Genomic DNA, 18704 nt, shown 5'->3' with positions numbered 1-18704 from the left:
ATGAAAAATGAAAAAGAATAGAGGATGGGGGTACCGGCTGCTCTGTATCATTTCCTTGGTCAGTGCACCGCTTGTATCTGCAGGTGCGACCTACGCGGAAACAATTGATACAGGAACTTCTTCAGTCAATCAAGTCACCGAATCAACCACCAATACCAGTAGGACGACAACCGAAACGACTGACTCAACAACTGCGACATCGTCTACAATAGACACGTCAACTTCCGAAGCGAGTACCAACAGTTCGACTGATAGCTTTGGGGAAACAACTACAAGTAGTTCAGAAATAACTGTTTCTTCCACAGAAGAAACGGATACTTCAGAAGCGAATCCAGTCATCACTGTTAAGGAATTAGCCAATTCAAATCGCTATGTCAAAATCAACACTTTCACAGCGACTACAACGGAGTCGCAAGCAATGGATAGTCGTCAGGTTTTATATACCCTCAATCAATTGCAACTAACAGCCACAGGATCAATTACTGAACTTGCGGGTCACGTTTATAAAAGTGTCAAACAGTACCAAGATACAGCGACGAAAAAGAAGTATAGTGAACTACTTGATGAACAGAATCACGTGATTGGTATTGTTGAAGCAGAGTCTGTCACGACAGCAGATGGGGTGTTTCAGTCAGAAAAAAAATATGCTACTGTTCAAAGTGGCAATTATCCTTTATGGGAGTCAATTTTTTTTGATAAACAGTTAGGCACGACAAAAACAATCAATCGACAAACGTTTCAAGTAAAAGAAAGTTTCAAACACGGAAACGGCTCGACCTATTATGCTCTGTACACGGATAAGAACCAATTTATTGGTTGGATTAATGCCAAAGGAGCCGCGGATGCCAAATCACCTGGAGGCATATGGCAATCTGAATCAAAATACGCCACGATCATCAGTGGCAACTACACATTATGGCAAAATTTTGATTGGTCAGCCAAAAAAGGAACGACAGCTGCTTTGAATGGAAAGACCGTCAAAGCCACAGGAAAATATAGCCATGTTAATGGTGCAACGTATTATTCGTTGTATGACAATAAGAACAAGTGGTTAGGTTATATCAACGCTGCCGGTGTCAAAACGACATCAAATGCACAGGGAGCTTACCAGGCTTACGGTAAATATGTTACTCTAACAAAGAAAAATTATACAATTTGGGGTAATTTTAACTGGTCGAGCAAAAAGAACACTACCTCTTCATTGTATGGAAAAACTTACCAGGCTAAAGGAAAATATGAACATTGGAACGGATCAACTTACTACTCATTGTCTGATTCTACTGGCAAATGGATCGGCTATTTGAATGCTGAAGCCGCTACTGTGGCTAATAATCAAGGTGGCATATGGCAGAGTGAAAACAAGACGATCCGGATGAAAAGTAAGAACTATACATTGTGGCAAGATTTGAATTTTTCTAAGAAGAAAGCTTCGAGTGGCAATTATATGAACAAAAATATCAAAGTCACCGGAAAATATCAGCATTATAACGGTGCGACCTATTACTCATTGTATTTAAACAATACATGGATCGGCTATATCAATGCTACAGGTGTCACAAATACTCATGTAATCCATTCGCAGAGCAATATTAGCCGTTATGTGATCGTCAACAATGCCAGCGGGAATTTTCTGAATGCTGCTGATCCTAACAGCAGCAAATTAGGAAAAAAGAGTAATTATAAAGGGTATATGGCGAAAGCAACCAAATTAGCCAAAACGAGTGATGGCAATTATCTGTATCTGGTTTCACCAGCAGGGAAAATCGGGTGGATCAAAGAGAATCAGACGTATAGCGTGAATGATAAATTCTGGATGTACACTACTGGTGGCAAGTACCCCTCGCTAAATGTCAAAAATTTAAACATTCATGTGTCCATCAGTAAGCAGCGAGTTTACATTAAGTCAGGCGACAAAGTCATTTATACCATGCTTTGTTCCACGGGGACAGTTTTTACGCCGACACCGTTAGGTAATTTTAGAATTCAGCAGGAGAAAGGCTCCGCCTTTTCAGGAGCGGCTTATTACCGTTCTTTCAAAGATCATGGTGTCTATCTATTCCATACCGTTCCAACAAGCATTGCTTGGTCAACCAATTCATTTAGTTCGGTGGAAGGCAAAAAACTAGGACAGCGAGCTTCTCATGGCTGTATTCGATTAGCAGTCCCTGATGCTAAATGGTTCTATTACAACATGCCTTACAACACTCCCGTAAAAATCGTTAACTGATTCTAGCTGCTGCATCCTTTGAATAAGGATGCAGCAGTTTTTTTGTAGCGAAAAGAGTTGTTGATTTGCACTTCACTAATTAGAGTTGAAAGTTTTTATCTTCTGAATAGAGATCAAGGCCTTTTTGATATTTTACTTTTTGATATTTTGATAGAAGTTAGATTTGTAAAGTGGGTCAATTGACTAAAAACTGCCCTTTGAAAGCTGTGTCGCCCGTTTGGGAAAAGGATTTCTCTTTTGAATGACTGACATGTCCGTTCGAAGCTTGATAGGGAGCATCAATCTCGAATCCCTAGTTGCTAACTAAGGTAAGTATAAAGCGGTCAACTAAGTGTAAATAGTTCTGAAATACGCCGATAGATAATCAGAAAACTACCCAAATCCGGGAGAAAATTGCTTACAAAAAGAGATTGACACTTATTATATCATTCGATAATATATCAGTAAGTGATATAGTTTCCTAGGATGGGGGAAAACACATGGATGAACCATTGACCGATTCAACTTATTTGATTTTGTTAGCTTTATTAAAGCCAAAACATGGCTATGTGATCATGAAGCAAATCAATGAATTAAGCCAAGGTACCTATGAAATCGGTCCGGCAACAATGTATACTATATTGAAAAAATTGACCAAAAATGAAATGATCAGTTTAGAAAAGACGACAGATCGTAAAAAAATCTATCAGATCACAGCCAAAGGAAAAACGGCTTTAGAAAAGGACATTCAGCGACGAAAACATTTCTTTGAGATTGGTGAACAGATTATGGGTGAGTTGGGGGGACTGGCAGATGAGCAAACGTAAGACAAAATATTTGTATTCATTAGGTGTTGCCTATTATCCAGAAAAAGAAATGATGCGGCTGCAAGAGCAAGCAGCAAAAGGTTGGCAGTTTGTGCATATGAATCAGTTCGGTTTTTTGAAGTTTATTCAAAGCCAACCACAAGAGAAGAAGTTTGCTGTCGATTTTTTTCAAGGAGACAAATCTGATGTTGATGAATACTTGGCAATGTATGAAGCCGGCGGATGGGAGTATATTAGTTCCTACAAAAACCGTTACTACTATTTTCAGGCTCCTTTAGAGACACCAGCTATTTTTAGTGATCAGCAAAGCTATCAAGAACGAATCGATAGTGAGGCACGCTATCTTATGAAACGTTCTTTTGGCATAACAGGTGTTGGCTTGGTTATTCTGCTTTTGATTTATCTCCTCGCTCGCTGGCTAGTACTTACCTATAATGAGATACTAGGTTTCTCATATGGTGTTGCAGTTGGGCTGATTTGTGCGCCTCTTGTCATCGGTGTGGTGTCATTTCTCATGCGTCGCTTGTACAAGAACCGCGCCTCTTTTTACAAAGAACCAGAGAAACTAGCTAAGCGGCAACACGTGTTACGGGATACGCTGCTCTTTATGGGAGTCGGCGCATTAATTGGAAGAATTATCGGCTTTTTAGCCGGTTATTTATACTAACTTAAAAGACAAGGAAGGTGAAATTGTGTTAGAAGCAAAGAATTTAGTGAAAACATTTGGGGACTATCGGGCAGTGGATCAATTGTCCTTTCAAATCAACGATGGCGAGATCATGGGGCTGATCGGTCAAAATGGTGCTGGTAAAACCACGACATTCCGATTGATTCTAGATTTCTTACGGGCTGAACAAGGAGAAGTACTATGGAATGGCCATCAAATCACAGAAAAGGAATACAATTTGATTGGTTATTTGCCAGAAGAACGGGGACTTTACCCTAAAGTAACCATCCAAGATCAACTGATTTATTTTGCACGCTTGCGTGGAAAAAAGAAAGAAGAAATTGAACCTAAGATCGACGAATGGATGGAAAAATTCCAAGTAAAAGGGAAAAAGACAGATAAAGTTAAATCATTATCGAAGGGGAATCAGCAAAAAGTCCAATTGATCGCAACATTGATTCATGAACCTAAATTAGTCATTTTGGATGAACCATTTAGCGGATTGGACCCTGTCAATGCTGAGTTGCTGAAAGATGGCATTATTGAACTAAAAGAAAAAGGGTCTTGTGTCATTTTTTCTAGTCATAACATGGATAATGTTGAGAAAATCTGCGATTATTTGATCATGCTAAGAGATGGTCAAACGGTTCTCAACGGAAAAGTTCATGAGATCCGTGAATCGTTTGGGCGGACGAAAGTCTTCTTGGAATCTTCATTGTCAAAAGAAACCATCCTAGCAGTTGAAGGTGTCGAAAAAGTTCTTCATAAAGAAGATGGGAGTTATGACATTACATTATCGCATCCTGAAGTCGGTCGCACATTGTTTGATTTGGCCACAGCTGATGGCTATATCCCGATGTTTAACCAACAACCGCCGACATTAGAAGAAATCTTTAAGAGAAAGGCGGGAAAAGACAATGAGTAAATTTTGGGTGATCGCGCTCGATGTGTTTAAGAAAAACGTGAAATCGATCTCGTTTTTGATCATGATATTGATTCCATTTATTGCATTGGGCATTATTTATGTGGTAGGAATTTTTACCGATGGAATGAACAGTGCCGATAAAATTGCTGTTTATGCGAATGAACCAGCTATTGCACAAACAATCGCAGCTCAGAAAAATGAAGACTATCAATTTGAAGTGGTGGATTCTGAAGAAGCTGGAAAAAAACAATTAGCGGATGAAAAGGTCGATGCATTCTTGATCGTTACTTCAGAGGCCGACAGTATCAAAGGTGAATTATTGAGTGAATCTTCTATGGGACAAACCACAGAGTTGACGGTTCAGCAATTATTGTCTGGGTTGCAAGCCTCGGGACGTGCCGCAGCACTCGGATTAAATCAGAAGCAAGTGGCTAGTTTAAGTGAGCCAGCAAACTTCAGTAAACAAAAAGTTTCTTTCACCGAAGATGGCAAAATGGAGCTTGGGGAAGACAATAGTTCGATCCAATACATTGTGAGTTATGTCGGAACAATTATTTTATTCATGTTTATTTTGACTTACGCTCAAATCATTGCCCAAGAGATTGCTTCCGAAAAAGGGACCCGGATCATGGAAGTTATTTTGTCCAGTACGAGAGCACAGGTTCACTTTTATGCCAAATTAACCGGTGTAATTATGGTCGCATTAGCTCAGTTATTGGCTTACGCCGGTATCTTTGCTATCAGTTATTATTGGATCAAAGACATTTCAATGGTCAAAGATGTATTAGCCAATTTCTCAATTGATGGATTATTCGGTCCATTCTTGATTTACTCGGTCATCTTTGTCCTATTAGGAATTTTGATTTACTCTGTCCTGTCTGCTTTGTGCGGTTCATTAGTCAATAAAGCAGAGGACACTGCCAAGGCGATCATTCCTGTCACTTACCTTTCTTTAGCCGGTTATATGTTAGGTTTGATTCTAGGCGGTACAGATCCTAACAATATCATTTTGCGGGTCACTTCTTATATCCCGTTTTTATCTTCATTTATCATGCCAGTCCGATTGGCTAACGATACAGTAGGTATCGGAGGCGCGGCAGTCTCTGTAGCCATCTTAGCAGTAAGTACATTGGCATTGATGCTGATCTCAGCAAGAATGTATAAGTCAAACGTACTGATTTATAACGATAACGGCATTTTGGCTTCATTGAAACAATCTTTCGTTTTGATGAAGAATGAAAAATGACCAGCCAACAAATTCTCCGATTAGTTAGGCTTCAATAAAGAAACCGATGAAAAGCTTGTGCTTTCTGATTACCAAATGGTATCCAGAAAACCCTCTGCTTTTCATCGGTTTTTTTCTACGTAGAATTAGGTAAAGTAGCTTTAATGAGTCAAGACCGCCAATTGATCAAGCTAGTATCCAATCAGCCTTTAATTACTAACTATTAAAGCTAAACGAGTCATTTAAACTACTAGTTTCAAATATAACCAAGTCTTTTTTCAATCAGGCATTGCCTCTGCTAGCGAAATCTTTGTTGGCATAATGTCAAAACTGATGAACAAAGTAGTCGAAAATTTGCTGTTCTGAAGCAATTTCTTGTGCGGTTAATTCAGGATGCCATTGGATCCCTAAAATCGGCGCCGCAAAGGCAGAAGTTTCAATGGCTTCTACGATACCGTCAGGGGCAGTTGCGATCACTTGGAAATCTTTTGCAACATCTTTAATGGCTTGATGGTGAAATGAATTCACTTGATAGGTGGTTCCTAATAATTTTCCTAAACGACTGTCAGCAACGATCTCAACGGCATGAGTAGGAAAGCGAAAGGGTGTCGGTGCTTGCACATGCTTGATGGTTGGTTGCTCGACCAATGACAAGTCTTGATAGAGGTTGCCTCCGAAAGCAACATTCAATAGCTGCATGCCACGACAGACACCAAAAATTGGTTTTTCTTGTGCGACAGCTTCTTTGATCAACGCCAATTCAAATGCGTCTCGTTCAGGATGTGTACCTTGGATCAGTGGATGCATCTCTTCGCCATAATAGCGAGGAGTCACATCATGACCCCCTGCCAAAAGTAATTTATCAATCTGGGCAACATATTGGGCGGCATTTTCGGGAGCTCCCATGGGTAAAATAAGGGGAAGGCCAGAGGCTTGTTGAATCTGTGTCACAAAATTTCTCGGGGTATATGTAATCCAATGGGCTTCCCCATCAATCATCGTTCGTTCGTTGCCAGCAATTCCAATCACTGGTTTCATAAGCATTCTCCTTCCAGCTGTTTTGACAGCAGTAATGAATAAAAAACTGTGACAAAAGGAAAACAAAGGAAGCTATCCGAACTGACTTTTTCCACGAAATTGCGAGGACCTACTAGAGAGTAGATGCAATTTCGTTATCGTTCGGATGCTCCATTTGTTGCTGCACTTAAGTCACAGTACTTTTTTATTTTTCGCGAATCACTTCTATTTTGTAGCCATCTGGGTCTTTCACGAAATAGTAAGAAGGAGAAGTACCAGGCAAGCCTTTTAAGTCAGTAACATCAAAACCAGCTGCTTTATGCTGCTCGTGAAGTTTCTCTAAATCATCGGTACTGATCGCGATATGACCATAGCCGTCACCTAGATCATAGCCGGGATGATCATAGTTATAAGTTAATTCTAATTCATAATCATCTCCTGGTAATGTCAGGTAAACCAACGTAAATTTGTTTTCTGGAAAATCACGACGGCGCGATTCTTCAAAACCGAATGCTTCTTGATAAAATGCAAGTGATGCTTCAAGATCTTTCACTCGCACACAAGTATGTGCCATTTTCATTTGTCATTCATCCTTTCAATTGTGGTAAGCCTATAATAACATAACCCGATTTTTTGTGGTAAGAAAAGTGCACCCCGTCAAGTTGCAGCTTGTCGCCAGTGGCTTCCTAAGGTAGAATGGAAAGAAAGAGATGATGGAGGGAAACATGGGGAACAAGGAGAAAGTGTTTGGGCAAAAAGAGCCGGGGGCTGACTATATTTCACGATTCGGTGCCTATGTCGTGATTCCGAATGAACACCAACAAGTGATTTTGGTCCAAGCGCCAAATGGCGCCTTTTTTTTACCAGGAGGGGAGATTGAACCCGGTGAATCGAAGGAAGAAACGATCAAACGGGAATTGGTCGAAGAAGTAGGATTTGCAGGAAAGATCGCCAGTTATTTAGGGGAGGCGGTTGATTATTTTTACTCGCGACATCGAGAAACGTATTACCATCATCCGGCCTATTTTTATTTGATGACTGATTGGCAAAAAATAGGTGAGCCAACAGAACAACACAACCAACTTTCGTGGCATACACCAGAAGAAGCCATTCATTTATTGAAACGCGGCAGTCATGCCTGGGCAGTGAAACAATGGGTAAATCAAAAAGACAACGATCATGCATAAAGGCAGTGATCGTTGTCTTTTTTACTCTTTTATTTTAGTTCATTTAACACATAGTCATTGATAACTTTAGCTACACCATCTTCTTCATTGGAAGCAGTGATGACGTCGGCCGCTTGTTTGACATTTTCTGTTGCATTAGCCATTGCAACGCCAAGACCCGCATATTCGACCATCGTTAGATCATTTTCGTTATCACCAATCGCCATGACTTCTGCTTGTGAGATACCTAGTTCCTCAGCTAGCTTCTGAACCGCAGCCCCTTTATGAGCTTTCTTATTCAAGACTTCTAAGAAAAATGGCGCACTTTTGACGATATTGAAACGCTCAGTCAATGAAGTTGGCAATTGTGGAATAATAGCATCGATCAATTCAGGCTCATCGATCATCATCATTTTGATGATATTCAGATCCGCAGTCATTTCTTCCGGTGTACGATATTTCAAAGGCATATTGACCAAAAAGGCTTCATAGACGGTATAAGGACTGATGTCTCGATTCGCTGTGTACATCGTATCTTGGGTTTCCACATGCAAATGAACCCCTAATTTACGGGCAGTCATTTCTACTTCTAAGTATTCTTCATGCGTCAATCCGAATTCAGAAACGATTTCTTTTGTTTTAGTCTTCTGTACGAGAGAACCATTATATGTGATTACGTAGTCCGTTTCTGAAAACAAGTCTAGTTCACTTAATAAATCTTGGACACCTGTTAAGGGGCGGCCAGTACATAAGACGATTCGAACACCCTGTGCCTCCGCAGCTTTTAGTGCTTGGTACACTCCAGGTGTGATTTTTCGATCATTGTTCAGTAACGTGCCATCGATATCGATAGCAATCAGTTTGATGCTCATAACTTCCTCCTAGTTGTTCGTATTGATCAAGGCACCATTGCGAATATGTTTCGCAAACTCTTGATACGTATCCCAAAATAAATCATAGTGATTTTGTAGTGCGGGGTCAATCATTTCTTTTGGGAAATAAAAGCGCTGGTCTCCTTGTGTTTGACCAGCAAGTGCAGCTACTAGTTGACTAGCCTTGGATAATTCCACTAGGGAGCCGTCTTTTTCTTGCAGTTCGATTTGTGTCCGATGCATGCCGGAAGTTGGGCGATAAAAGTCATAAGGTAAATCGAAACTAGAATTGATTGCTGTGTAATAGTCGGGGTTAAAACCGACTTTTTCGACAAGAGATTGCAGTTCATGAATCAATGGCAATTGAGTGTCTTCTTCAAAACGTGCAGACTTCAGCGGTTTGCGGTTCAAGAATCGTTTGGCTAAATCACTAAGAATCGGATCATTTTCTTCCGTCCACTGAGTGAAGTAAGTATTCAAGACGCCATCGTCTAGTTTTAGGTATTCTTCCAAAGTAAAGTGCTGTTTAAGAAAGGGCAGCAAAAGCTGGGAATGCGATTGGAAAATTTCTTCATGTTCTTGATACAATTCGGCAGCGCGATTTAGTAAATGTGCCAAGATAACTTCCATTCCCCGAGAACTGGCATGGAAATAGACTTGGACATACATTTGATAGCGGCTGACAATATAATCTTCTACCGCATGCATGCCACTCATAGAAAATGCGATCCCGCCAGCATAGGGACGAATGACTCGCAGAATACGTGTCAAATCAAATGTGCCGTATTCCGTTCCCGTGAAGTATGCATCCCGCAGTAAATAATCCATGCGATCCGCATCGATCTGACTGGAAATCATTTGCACCACTTGTGGGTTTGGGTATGTCTTAGTAATAACACTGGCCACTTTTTCAGGAAAACCTTCTTCCACACGATTGAGGATTTGATAGACTTCTGTTTCTGGAGAAGTAATGATCGCTACAGTGATGGCTTCGTGATCGGTATGAAAAATATGTTCAAAAGTGTGAGAATAAGGGCCATGGCCAACATCATGCAACAAAGCAGCACAAAGCGTGACCAATCGTTCCCGGTCATCCCAGCCATCAGACCCAACTTTTTCAACTGGGAAATTTCGTTGAAACAAATCACAGATGCGGCGGCTAATTTCGTAAACCCCTAACGAATGTGAGAAGCGACTATGTTCAGCACCATGAAAAGTAAACGAAGAAGTTCCTAGTTGTTTGATTCTTCGCAGGCGCTGTACTTCTTTCGAATTGATCAAGTCCAAGATCACTTGATGCTGCACATGCACATAGTTGTGTACAGGATCACGGAATACTTTTTCAATAGCAAGTGTTTGATACTTATATGGGATGCTCATTGTGAACTCTCCTTTATCGGTTGATTTCGTTGATACATATTGGTCATACGAGCCTCTAGTAATGCCGCTTGATCATTTTTTTCAACCCATTCGGATGCAGTCACAGGTCTGAGAGAGGACTTAGTTAGCCGCATCAAGGCCTCTTGCAGTCGTGAGGCAGCTTCTGATACAGAGAAAGAACGCTGAAGCACATCTTGGAGTGTTGTCATACTGGTAGGTTCAACGGCGGGATAGCCATTAGTACCAAACTGCTCTTTCAAGCTTCTTTGATAAAACGTTCTTACTACTTCTCCTCGATAGTGTTGGTCGCCGTTGACACTAAGGTACATCATGACTGCAATTCCTGCTTTGATCCTGCGCTGGGCAGTCCCTGCGATTTTCTTTCCGTCCATACTCAAGTCAAAGGTACCGGGACAATAAGAGTTTGGGATTTCATAGGCCGCAATTTCTTTTTCGGGAAATGCTTCTCGCATCAAGTCGACCATTCGCTGATAAGCCGCATCTGTAGTAGCAGCTAACATTTTTGGGAAAATCCACGATACATTCAGAACACCGGCATCGTTGATGACCCCAAGCCCGCCTGAGTTGCGGATGATTGGTTGAAAGCCAGCAGTCGTCAAAGCGGATATTCCTTCGGTGAAATAAGGCACTCGGGTATCTTTCATTCCTAAAATCATAGTATCAGGCAACTGCCAAAAGTGTAAAAATTCCTGATGATGAACGCCTGCATATTCACTCAATACATCGGTCAATGCAAACGGTAAAAAACGATTCTCGGTAGTTTGGGGATCAAATGGCAACATTTGATCAATCATTTCAATGGTCACGGTAGGCTTAGACTCTCCTTCAATAATAAGATCTCCTACTATTATATATGAAGATCATGAAAAAACTTAATCAAAAAGCTAAGAAAACGTTCTATAGTGGATGTTTTAGCTGAAATGATTGACAAAAGAGGGGAAAAAAGGAAAAATGAAACTGAAATCTGCTAAGGAGGCACACTATCATGAGGGAATTGTCACAAGGAATTCCGATTTCGATCCATTTAACGACAAAGGTCGAACAAGCGGGAGAAACACAAGATTTTTTGTTTGATTTACAAGGACAGGCGGTCAAAATCGGCGATACGCTGTATCTGAGATACAAAGAGATTCAGCCAGAAGGAGCCGAAGTACCAGTGACGATGAAAATTATGCCAGATGGCGTGATCCAACTGATTCGCTCGGGAGAAATGCGAACACGCTTGAAATTCGCTTACAAAGAACGTTTAGAAACAAGTTATCAAACGCCTTACGGCACGATGCATTTCCATACATATACAAGTCACTTACATGTGAGTCTGAAAGATCGTCCTTATTCAGGTAAAGTCGATGTCCATTATGATTTATTTATGATGGAAGACAAAGTGGGAGAATACAAACTTTCTTTGGAGTTTACTGCTTAAATAAATGCAAATTTTGAAAGAATAAATTGCAATTTGTCTCACATTTTTGTATGATTAGGAGTAGACTGTGAAAGGACGTGTCCCGTTTGGAAATTAATGTATTTGAAGGTGTAAATAAAAACGAATTGTCAATGATCGAAGTTGCCCATGCGATTTTAGAGCAACGCGGTGACGTGATGGATTTTTCTGATTTGGTCAACCAAATCCAAAACTATCTAGAAACTTCGGACAGCGAGATTCGTGATTCTTTGGCGCAGTTTTATACAGACTTGAATATCGATGGCAGTTTTATTTCTTTGGGAGACAATCGCTGGGGATTGCGTTCATGGTATGCGATCGACTCAATCGATGAAGAAGTCAACCACGGAATCGATGATGAAGATGAAGATACACCGCGTCGTCGCAAACGTAAGAAAGTGAATGCCTTTATTAGTGACGATGAAGACGCGATCGATTATAACGATGATGACCCAGAGGATACTGATTTGTCTGATGACGATGAAGAGGATCTTTTTGACGATGATGACGATGAGGATGAAGAAATCTCCGCATATAACTCAGATCTGCAAGAAATTGGTGCAGACAATAACGATGATGACGAAGAGGAACTACCAGGGAACATTGAAGAAGATCTAACGATCATCGATGATGATGAAGAAGACGAATTTGATGACGAGGAAGAAGAGGAATAGGCCTCTTCTTTTTTGTGTTTAGCAAAGGCAACAGCGTATGGAAGATGGCAAGAGCTCAATCAAAATAAAAAAAACGGAAGTGCTGTCAGCACTTCCGTGGTTTTTTGAATTATCCCTTGAGATAAAGTATACTATAAATGAAATGAAAAACGCGCCTTGAGGGAATCGAACCCCCGTCTCAAGAACCGGAATCTTACGTGATATCCACTACACTAAAGGCGCGAAGCACAAATAACAGTTTAACCAATTTTCTCAGAAAAAACAAGAGGTAAAATGATGAAATTTCAACAACAATTTTCGCAACAACAAAAACAGACACAAAAGTTGGCGATGACGCAGAAATTACAGCAGTCGATCCAAGTGCTGCAATTTTCATCAGATGAACTGCTTGCTTTCGTAGATAATCAGGCATTAGAGAATCCCCTGATCGATTTAACGGACCATGAATATCCGACGAGTTATACTCAAGGCAGTGGGACATCTGAGCAATTCAATGAATATTTGAATCAGATCCCAAATAGAGGAAGTTCGCTCTTTGAGTATTTGATCGATCAAATCCATTTAAATTACCGAGACACCTTTCTACGCACCGTCGTGTTATTTCTAGTGGAATATATTGATTTGAATGGATTTTTGACCATTGATTTGGTGAAGGCTGGTCAAATGATCGGAGCTTCAGAGATTCAGATGCTCGATGCCTTGACACTGATTCAGCAGTTGGATCCAGCGGGTGTCGGCGCACGAGATCTACGAGAATGCCTCATGCTTCAAACTGAACGGGACGATGCTGCGCCAGAACTCGCCTATATCGTTCTTGAAGAATGGTTCACGGAATTAGCAGAGCGCAAGTGGGACAAAATAGCGAAAAATCTAGCAGCTTCGCTTTCAGAAATTCAGAAGGTGTTTGACTATATCCAAACGTTGACTCCAACACCAGGGGCGGCCTTTGGGTCTACAGATGGTTTGTATATCATCCCAGATTTGCGAGTTACGATTACTGAAGGCCAGCCAGTGGTTACCTCTAATCGACGAGCAATGCCGGAAGTCCGTTTCCAACAACACTATTTTGATCAATTAAAACAAAGTGGCGATGCTGAGGTAAAGAAATATTTAGACAACAAAGCCCAAGAATTTGAATGGCTAAAAAAGACTCTCCAGCAGCGAGGAGATACCATCTATCGAGTGGGAGAAGCGATCGTTCATCATCAGCAAGACTTTTTTTTACAAGCTGACCGACCATTGAAGCCATTAATCCTCAAAGAAATCGCTGACGAATTAGGTATTCACGAATCGACAGTCAGTCGTGCCGTCAATGGGAAATATTTGGAGACAGAATTTGGTGTTTTTGAACTGAAGTCCTTCTTTGGTCAAAAAGTGTCCACCCAAAGTGGAGAGGATGTCACCACGGAGGCAATCAAGCGACGTTTGGCAGCTTTGATCAACGAAGAGAATAAGCAGAAGCCGCTTTCTGATCAAAAATTGGCTGATTTGTTAAAAGCGGAAGAAGTGGAAATTTCTCGACGGACTGTTGCCAAGTATCGTGAGGCTCTTAATATTCCTGGATCTTCTAAACGAAAGCGGTTTGATTGATTTTTCGATACAGTTCTTGTTCTGATCCAGCTATTGAAGAAAGATTCAACAAGAATGACGGCAAAAAGTCCAATGACCCCACCTCTTATACATAAGAAGACAGGTAAGCAATTTGGGTTTCATATAACCGTAGCAAAGGCAGGGCTACTTGTGATAAATAGCTCTGCCCGCTTTTCATAGGCGGTCGCTGATCCTTTTGCTCGAGTTTTTCTTTGTTGATTTCTTTTACTAGTTTGAAAGCTATTTTTGGCTGTGATAAGAATCCGCTTTACGGTTAAAAAAGTTTGGAGAATCATTTTTTATAATTGAAATAGTTGCATGAGGCGTCCAGAAGTGCTACTATTATTGGTGTAAGAGATGAATTAAATTTTTTTTGGAATAGATGGGTCATTTTAAGTCATTGTAGGACAAAAAAAGTCCAACGGGAGGATGCAAAATGCTCGATGAATTGAAATTGATTGAGGCAATCACCCCGGATATCCTCGCGGTGCTTCAAGAACGTTACCGTATTTTACGGACTATCTATTGGATGCAACCAGTAGGGCGGCGGACATTGTCTGAAAGCTTAGCAATGACGGAACGTGTGTTGAGGTCTGAAACGGATATCCTCAAAAAACTTAAATTGATTGATTCGTCTAAAAGCGGTATGCAATTAACGGCCTATGGCGAAGAAATCTATACAAAAATCGGCAGTTTGATGGATCAATTGTTTGGCATGCATCAAACAGAGAAGCGGTTATCCGAGTACTTCGGGATTGATCGTTGCTTGATTGCCAGCGGTGATGGGGACCGTCAACCGAAAGTGATTGCTGAATTCGGTCAGCTGCTTAATGAGTCGTTAGACTTATTGCTGCCAGATGGTGAGAATACGATCGCTGTGATGGGCGGTACGACAATGGCAAAAGTTGCCGAAGAACTAGGCAATCTTGAAACTGGCAAACGCCATAACTTGTTTGTCCCAGCCAGAGGGGGCATCGGAGAAGCAGTCAATGTTCAGGCAAATTCAGTCGGATCAGTGATGGCGATGCGTACCAATGGTAATTATCGTTCCCTATTTGTACCGGAACAATTAAGCACTAACACCTATGAATTTTTGTTGAAAGAACCAGCGATCCTTGATGTCTTAAACTTGATAAGTCAAGCAAATTGTGTTATTCATAGTATTGGACGAGCACTGCATATGGCAGCTCGAAGAAAGATGTCAGAAAAAGAGATCCTGATGCTGAAACAAAAGAATGCAGTAGCGGAATCCTTCGGTTATTTCTTTAATGAAGCAGGCGAGGTCGTTTATAAAATTCCTCGTATCGGACTGCAGTTGAAGGACTTGCAGAACGTGCCGATCATTTTCGCAATCGCAGGCGGTAAATCAAAAGCCAAAGCGATCAATGCATACATGAAAAATGCACCAAAACAAACATGGCTCATCACAGATGAAGCCTGTGCCAATGAGATTTTAAAAGGGGCAACCCTTTAAAATAAATATTTTTATGATTTTCATAAGGAGGAAATCTTAAATGACAGTTAAAGTAGGTATTAATGGATTTGGACGTATCGGACGCTTAGCATTTCGTCGTATCCAAGAAGTAGAAGGAATCGAAGTTGTGGCTATCAACGACTTAACAGACGCTAAAATGTTAGCACACTTGTTAAAATATGATACAACACAAGGACGTTTCAACGGTACAGTTGAAGTTCATGAAGGATCATTCAACGTGAACGGAAACGAAATCAAAGTTCTAGCAAACCGCAACCCTGAAGAATTGCCTTGGGGCGAATTAGGTGTTGAAATCGTGCTAGAATGTACTGGATTCTTCACTTCTAAATCAGCTGCTGAAAAACATTTAACAGCTGGTGCAAAACGTGTAGTTATCTCAGCTCCTGGCGGAAACGATGTACCAACAATCGTTTACAACACAAACCACGAAACTTTAACAGGTGATGAAACAGTAATTTCTGGTGCTTCATGTACAACTAACTGTTTAGCTCCTATGGCTAAAACATTGAATGACAAATTTGGTGTGATCGAAGGCTTGATGACTACGATCCATGCTTACACAGGTGACCAAATGACTCTAGACGGACCACACCCTAAAGGTGACTTCCGCCGTGCGCGTGCTGCTGCAGCAAACATCGTTCCTAACTCAACTGGTGCTGCTAAAGCTATTGGCTTGGTAATTCCTGAATTGAACGGTAAATTAGACGGAGCTGCTCAACGTGTTCCTGTTGCAACTGGTTCATTAACTGAATTAGTTACAGTTCTTGACAAAGAAGTAACTGTTGACGAAGTAAACGCAGCAATGAAAGAAGCTTCAAACGAATCTTACGGTTACAACACAGACGAAATCGTTTCTTCTGATATCGTTGGTATGACTTACGGTTCACTATTTGATGCAACTCAAACAAAAGTTATGACTGTTGGCGACAAACAATTAGTTAAAACTGTTGCTTGGTATGATAACGAAATGTCATACACTGCACAATTAGTACGTACTTTAGAATACTTCGCTAAATTATAAGATTTGCGTCGTACATTCATTTAAACCATCGCAAGAGAAAGCGGGGAAGCAGCGCGCTTCTCCGCTTTTTTTAACAATTACATTAGGAGGAATCTGTTCATGGCTAAAATGACAGTTCAAGATATCGATTTAAAAGATAAAAAAGTTCTTGTGCGTGTGGATTTCAATGTTCCATTGAAAGACGGTGTGATCGGTGACGACACTCGTATCAAAGCAGCACTTCCAACAATTAATTACGTGATCGAAAATGGCGGAAAAGCAATTCTTTTCTCTCACTTAGGTCGTGTCAAAGAAGAAGCAGATAAAGAAGGCAAATCTTTAGCACCAGTAGCAAAACGTCTAGGCGAATTGTTAGGCAAAGAAGTGACTTTCGTTCCTGAAACACGTGGGGAAAAATTGGAAGCAGCAATCAACAACATGAAAGACGGCGATGTTGTTGTTTTCGAAAACACTCGTTTTGAAGATGTTGACGGCAAAAAAGAAAGCAAAAACGATCCAGAGCTTGGTAAATATTGGGCTTCTTTAGGGGATGTTTTTGTCAATGATGCATTTGGTACAGCTCACCGTGCCCATGCTTCAAACGTCGGAATCGCTTCTACAGGAATCCCAACAGTTGCTGGATTCTTAATGGAAAAAGAAATCAAATTTATTGGTGAAGCAGTCGAAGAACCAAAACGTCCAATGGTAGCGATTCTTGGTGGTGCGAAAGTATCTGACAAAATCGGTGTCATTGAAAACTTGATTCCTAAAGCAGACAAGATCTTGATCGGTGGCGGAATGACTTATACATTCTACAAAGCAAAAGGAATGGAAATTGGTAACTCTCTTGTTGAAGCGGATAAAGTTGAGTTGGCAAAAGAATTGATCGAAAAAGCTGGCGATAAACTTGTTTTACCAGTTGACTCAATCACAGCTGCTGAATTTTCAAATGATGTTCCAACAGAAGAACATACTGGTGATGTTCCTGAAGGTCAAATGGGCTTAGATATCGGACCTGAAACAATTGCATTGTTCGCTGAAACATTAAAAGGTGCAAAAACAGTTGTTTGGAACGGACCAATGGGTGTGTTCGAAATGTCAAACTTTGCTAATGGTACCATCGGTGTTTGTGAAGCAATCGCAAACCTTGAAGATGCAACAACAATCATCGGTGGTGGAGATTCAGCTGCAGCTGCAGAACAATTAGGTTTTGCTGATAAATTCACTCACATCTCAACAGGTGGCGGTGCTAGTTTAGAACTTCTAGAAGGTAAAACTCTTCCTGGATTAGCAGCAATCAACGACAAATAATCAAGCAACGACGCGGCTGCGTTGCAATAAGCAGCCGTGACCCTTAAATAACAAAGGAGTGCCAGAAAAATGCGCAAACCAATTATTGCCGGAAACTGGAAAATGAATAAAACTGCGAAAGAAGCAAAAGAATTTGCTGAAGCAGTCAAAACAAAAATTCCTAGCAACGATAAAGTAGATTCTGTTATCGGAGCACCAGCGTTGTTCTTGGAAACATTAGTAACAGCTGCAGAAGGTACAGAATTAAAAATTGCTGCTCAAAACAGCTACTGGGAAAATGAAGGTGCCTTTACAGGAGAAACTTCACCAGCTGCTTTAGCTGACTTAGGTGTTGACTATGTAATCATCGGTCACTCAGAACGCCGTGAATATTTCCATGAAACTGACGAAGACATCAACAAAAAAGCGAAAGCAATTTTCGCAAATGGTATGATCCCAATCCTATGTTGTGGTGAATCTTTAGAAACTTATGAAGCTGGAAAAACAGCTGAATGGATCGAAGGACAAATCACTGCCGGTTTAGAAGGATTGACAGATGGCCAAGTCAGCAATCTAGTCATTGCTTACGAACCAATTTGGGCGATCGGTACAGGTAAATCAGCAGATGCACAAATTGCTGATGAAATCTGTGGTGTTGTACGTCAAACAGTTGAAAAATTATACGGTAAAGAAGTTTCTGATGCTGTACGTATCCAATACGGTGGTTCTGTAAAACCTGAAAATATTGCAGAATACATGGCAAAAGAAAATGTAGATGGAGCATTAGTTGGCGGCGCAAGCTTGCAAGCTGATTCATTCCTAGCATTGTTGGATGCAGTAAAATAATTTCATTCTCATGAAAATATTGTTTGCAGAAAACAGCTTTTTTCACTACAATTAAGATGTTC

At 40.7% G+C, this 18704-nt stretch carries 18 protein-coding genes and 1 tRNA gene; 13 read left to right on the top strand and 6 right to left on the bottom strand.

Going from position 1 to position 18704, the window contains the following annotated elements:
• Positions 1-7: 7 nt before the first annotated feature.
• The 5 genes from DVW06_RS04770 (at position 8) to DVW06_RS04750 (ending at position 5871) form a co-directional block, all read left to right on the top strand.
• Positions 8-2227 (top strand): L,D-transpeptidase family protein, encoded by a 2220-nt coding sequence (locus tag DVW06_RS04770; RefSeq protein WP_113850119.1) that lies wholly within the window; start codon positions 8-10, stop codon positions 2225-2227.
• Positions 2228-2706: 479 nt separating this feature from the next.
• Positions 2707-3033 carry a PadR family transcriptional regulator gene (locus DVW06_RS04765; RefSeq protein WP_137264463.1) on the top strand — a complete coding sequence of 109 codons (327 nt, stop codon included), beginning with the start codon at positions 2707-2709 and terminating at the stop codon, positions 3031-3033.
• Positions 3020-3700, top strand: a complete 681-nt coding sequence (locus tag DVW06_RS04760; RefSeq protein WP_113850118.1) for a DUF2812 domain-containing protein — start codon at positions 3020-3022, stop codon at positions 3698-3700. The genes DVW06_RS04765 and DVW06_RS04760 overlap by 14 nt, the downstream gene beginning before the upstream one ends.
• 25 nt (positions 3701-3725) lie before the next feature.
• A complete protein-coding gene (locus DVW06_RS04755) occupies positions 3726-4625 on the top strand; it encodes an ABC transporter ATP-binding protein (RefSeq protein WP_137264462.1) in 900 nt (299 codons plus the stop codon).
• Entirely contained in the window at positions 4618-5871 is a 1254-nt protein-coding gene (locus DVW06_RS04750) for an ABC transporter permease (protein ID WP_137264461.1), read from the top strand. Before DVW06_RS04755 ends, DVW06_RS04750 begins: the two co-directional genes overlap by 8 nt.
• 303 nt (positions 5872-6174) lie before the next feature.
• On the opposite strand, the gene DVW06_RS04745 is transcribed toward DVW06_RS04750, so the two are convergent.
• Positions 6175-6888: a gamma-glutamyl-gamma-aminobutyrate hydrolase family protein gene (locus tag DVW06_RS04745; protein ID WP_005471805.1), complete on the bottom strand. Its 714-nt coding sequence runs from the start codon at positions 6886-6888 to the stop codon at positions 6175-6177.
• Between the two features lie 184 nt (positions 6889-7072).
• A complete protein-coding gene (gloA, locus tag DVW06_RS04740) occupies positions 7073-7447 on the bottom strand; it encodes a lactoylglutathione lyase (RefSeq protein ID WP_003127551.1) in 375 nt (124 codons plus the stop codon).
• Between the two features lie 145 nt (positions 7448-7592).
• Here gloA and DVW06_RS04735 point away from each other — a divergent pair, with 145 nt between their 5' ends.
• Positions 7593-8054: an NUDIX hydrolase gene (locus tag DVW06_RS04735; RefSeq protein ID WP_005471806.1), complete on the top strand. Its 462-nt coding sequence runs from the start codon at positions 7593-7595 to the stop codon at positions 8052-8054.
• A 29-nt stretch (positions 8055-8083) separates the two neighbouring features.
• On the opposite strand, the gene yidA is transcribed toward DVW06_RS04735, so the two are convergent.
• From yidA to DVW06_RS04720, 3 genes are read right to left on the bottom strand one after another with little or no spacing between them, the layout of a single operon-like run.
• A complete protein-coding gene (gene yidA / locus DVW06_RS04730) occupies positions 8084-8905 on the bottom strand; it encodes a sugar-phosphatase (protein WP_003127553.1) in 822 nt (273 codons plus the stop codon).
• A 9-nt stretch (positions 8906-8914) separates the two neighbouring features.
• Complete coding sequence (locus DVW06_RS04725) at positions 8915-10285, bottom strand: HD domain-containing protein (RefSeq protein WP_003127554.1); 1371 nt, start codon at positions 10283-10285, stop codon at positions 8915-8917.
• Complete coding sequence (locus tag DVW06_RS04720) at positions 10282-11112, bottom strand: lipoate--protein ligase family protein (protein WP_137264460.1); 831 nt, start codon at positions 11110-11112, stop codon at positions 10282-10284. The genes DVW06_RS04725 and DVW06_RS04720 overlap by 4 nt, the downstream gene beginning before the upstream one ends.
• A gap of 179 nt (positions 11113-11291) precedes the next feature.
• Here DVW06_RS04720 and DVW06_RS04715 point away from each other — a divergent pair, with 179 nt between their 5' ends.
• Together DVW06_RS04715 and rpoE are read left to right on the top strand one after the other, a co-directional pair.
• Complete coding sequence (locus DVW06_RS04715; protein ID WP_005471808.1) at positions 11292-11729, top strand: DUF1934 domain-containing protein; 438 nt, start codon at positions 11292-11294, stop codon at positions 11727-11729.
• Between the two features lie 86 nt (positions 11730-11815).
• Complete coding sequence (gene rpoE, locus DVW06_RS04710) at positions 11816-12421, top strand: DNA-directed RNA polymerase subunit delta (RefSeq protein WP_005471809.1); 606 nt, start codon at positions 11816-11818, stop codon at positions 12419-12421.
• A 150-nt stretch (positions 12422-12571) separates the two neighbouring features.
• Here the strand turns inward: rpoE and DVW06_RS04705 are convergent.
• Positions 12572-12643: transfer RNA gene (locus tag DVW06_RS04705), tRNA-Arg, on the bottom strand.
• Between the two features lie 54 nt (positions 12644-12697).
• Here DVW06_RS04705 and rpoN point away from each other — a divergent pair.
• The 5 genes from rpoN (at position 12698) to tpiA (ending at position 18642) form a co-directional block, all read left to right on the top strand.
• Entirely contained in the window at positions 12698-14011 is a 1314-nt protein-coding gene (gene rpoN, locus DVW06_RS04700) for an RNA polymerase factor sigma-54 (RefSeq protein ID WP_137264459.1), read from the top strand.
• Positions 14012-14447: 436 nt separating this feature from the next.
• Entirely contained in the window at positions 14448-15485 is a 1038-nt protein-coding gene (locus tag DVW06_RS04695; protein ID WP_003127560.1) for a sugar-binding transcriptional regulator, read from the top strand.
• Positions 15486-15525: 40 nt separating this feature from the next.
• A complete protein-coding gene (gene gap, locus DVW06_RS04690; protein WP_003127561.1) occupies positions 15526-16527 on the top strand; it encodes a type I glyceraldehyde-3-phosphate dehydrogenase in 1002 nt (333 codons plus the stop codon).
• A 99-nt stretch (positions 16528-16626) separates the two neighbouring features.
• On the top strand, positions 16627-17817 hold the full coding sequence (locus DVW06_RS04685) for a phosphoglycerate kinase (protein WP_003127563.1): 1191 nt from the start codon (positions 16627-16629) through the stop codon (positions 17815-17817).
• A 69-nt stretch (positions 17818-17886) separates the two neighbouring features.
• Complete coding sequence (gene tpiA / locus DVW06_RS04680) at positions 17887-18642, top strand: triose-phosphate isomerase (RefSeq protein WP_003127564.1); 756 nt, start codon at positions 17887-17889, stop codon at positions 18640-18642.
• The last annotated feature ends 62 nt before the right edge of the window (positions 18643-18704 follow it).

It is taken from the genome of Enterococcus sp. ARL09-542 (genome assembly GCF_005234805.1).
In the GTDB taxonomy this organism is placed as follows: Bacteria; Bacillota; Bacilli; order Lactobacillales; family Enterococcaceae; genus Enterococcus_D; species Enterococcus_D gallinarum.
Note: the sequence above shows the minus strand (reverse complement) of the source record. Positions and strands in the feature narration are given on the sequence as shown.

Bases quoted from the DNA above. Each gene is read 5' to 3' on its own strand.
- tpiA (WP_003127564.1), top strand. From the start codon at position 17,887: ATGCGCAAACCAATTATTGCCGGAAACTGGAAAATGAATAAAACTGCG.
- DVW06_RS04770 (WP_113850119.1), top strand. From the start codon at position 8: ATGAAAAAGAATAGAGGATGGGGGTACCGGCTGCTCTGTATCATTTCC.
- DVW06_RS04750 (WP_137264461.1), top strand. From the start codon at position 4,618: ATGAGTAAATTTTGGGTGATCGCGCTCGATGTGTTTAAGAAAAACGTG.
- DVW06_RS04725 (WP_003127554.1), bottom strand. From the start codon at position 10,285: ATGAGCATCCCATATAAGTATCAAACACTTGCTATTGAAAAAGTATTC.
- DVW06_RS04685 (WP_003127563.1), top strand. From the start codon at position 16,627: ATGGCTAAAATGACAGTTCAAGATATCGATTTAAAAGATAAAAAAGTT.
- DVW06_RS04715 (WP_005471808.1), top strand. From the start codon at position 11,292: ATGAGGGAATTGTCACAAGGAATTCCGATTTCGATCCATTTAACGACA.
- DVW06_RS04765 (WP_137264463.1), top strand. From the start codon at position 2,707: ATGGATGAACCATTGACCGATTCAACTTATTTGATTTTGTTAGCTTTA.
- gap (WP_003127561.1), top strand. From the start codon at position 15,526: ATGACAGTTAAAGTAGGTATTAATGGATTTGGACGTATCGGACGCTTA.
- yidA (WP_003127553.1), bottom strand. From the start codon at position 8,905: ATGAGCATCAAACTGATTGCTATCGATATCGATGGCACGTTACTGAAC.
- DVW06_RS04695 (WP_003127560.1), top strand. From the start codon at position 14,448: ATGCTCGATGAATTGAAATTGATTGAGGCAATCACCCCGGATATCCTC.
- DVW06_RS04735 (WP_005471806.1), top strand. From the start codon at position 7,593: ATGGGGAACAAGGAGAAAGTGTTTGGGCAAAAAGAGCCGGGGGCTGAC.
- DVW06_RS04745 (WP_005471805.1), bottom strand. From the start codon at position 6,888: ATGAAACCAGTGATTGGAATTGCTGGCAACGAACGAACGATGATTGAT.
- rpoN (WP_137264459.1), top strand. From the start codon at position 12,698: ATGAAATTTCAACAACAATTTTCGCAACAACAAAAACAGACACAAAAG.
- DVW06_RS04760 (WP_113850118.1), top strand. From the start codon at position 3,020: ATGAGCAAACGTAAGACAAAATATTTGTATTCATTAGGTGTTGCCTAT.
- gloA (WP_003127551.1), bottom strand. From the start codon at position 7,447: ATGAAAATGGCACATACTTGTGTGCGAGTGAAAGATCTTGAAGCATCA.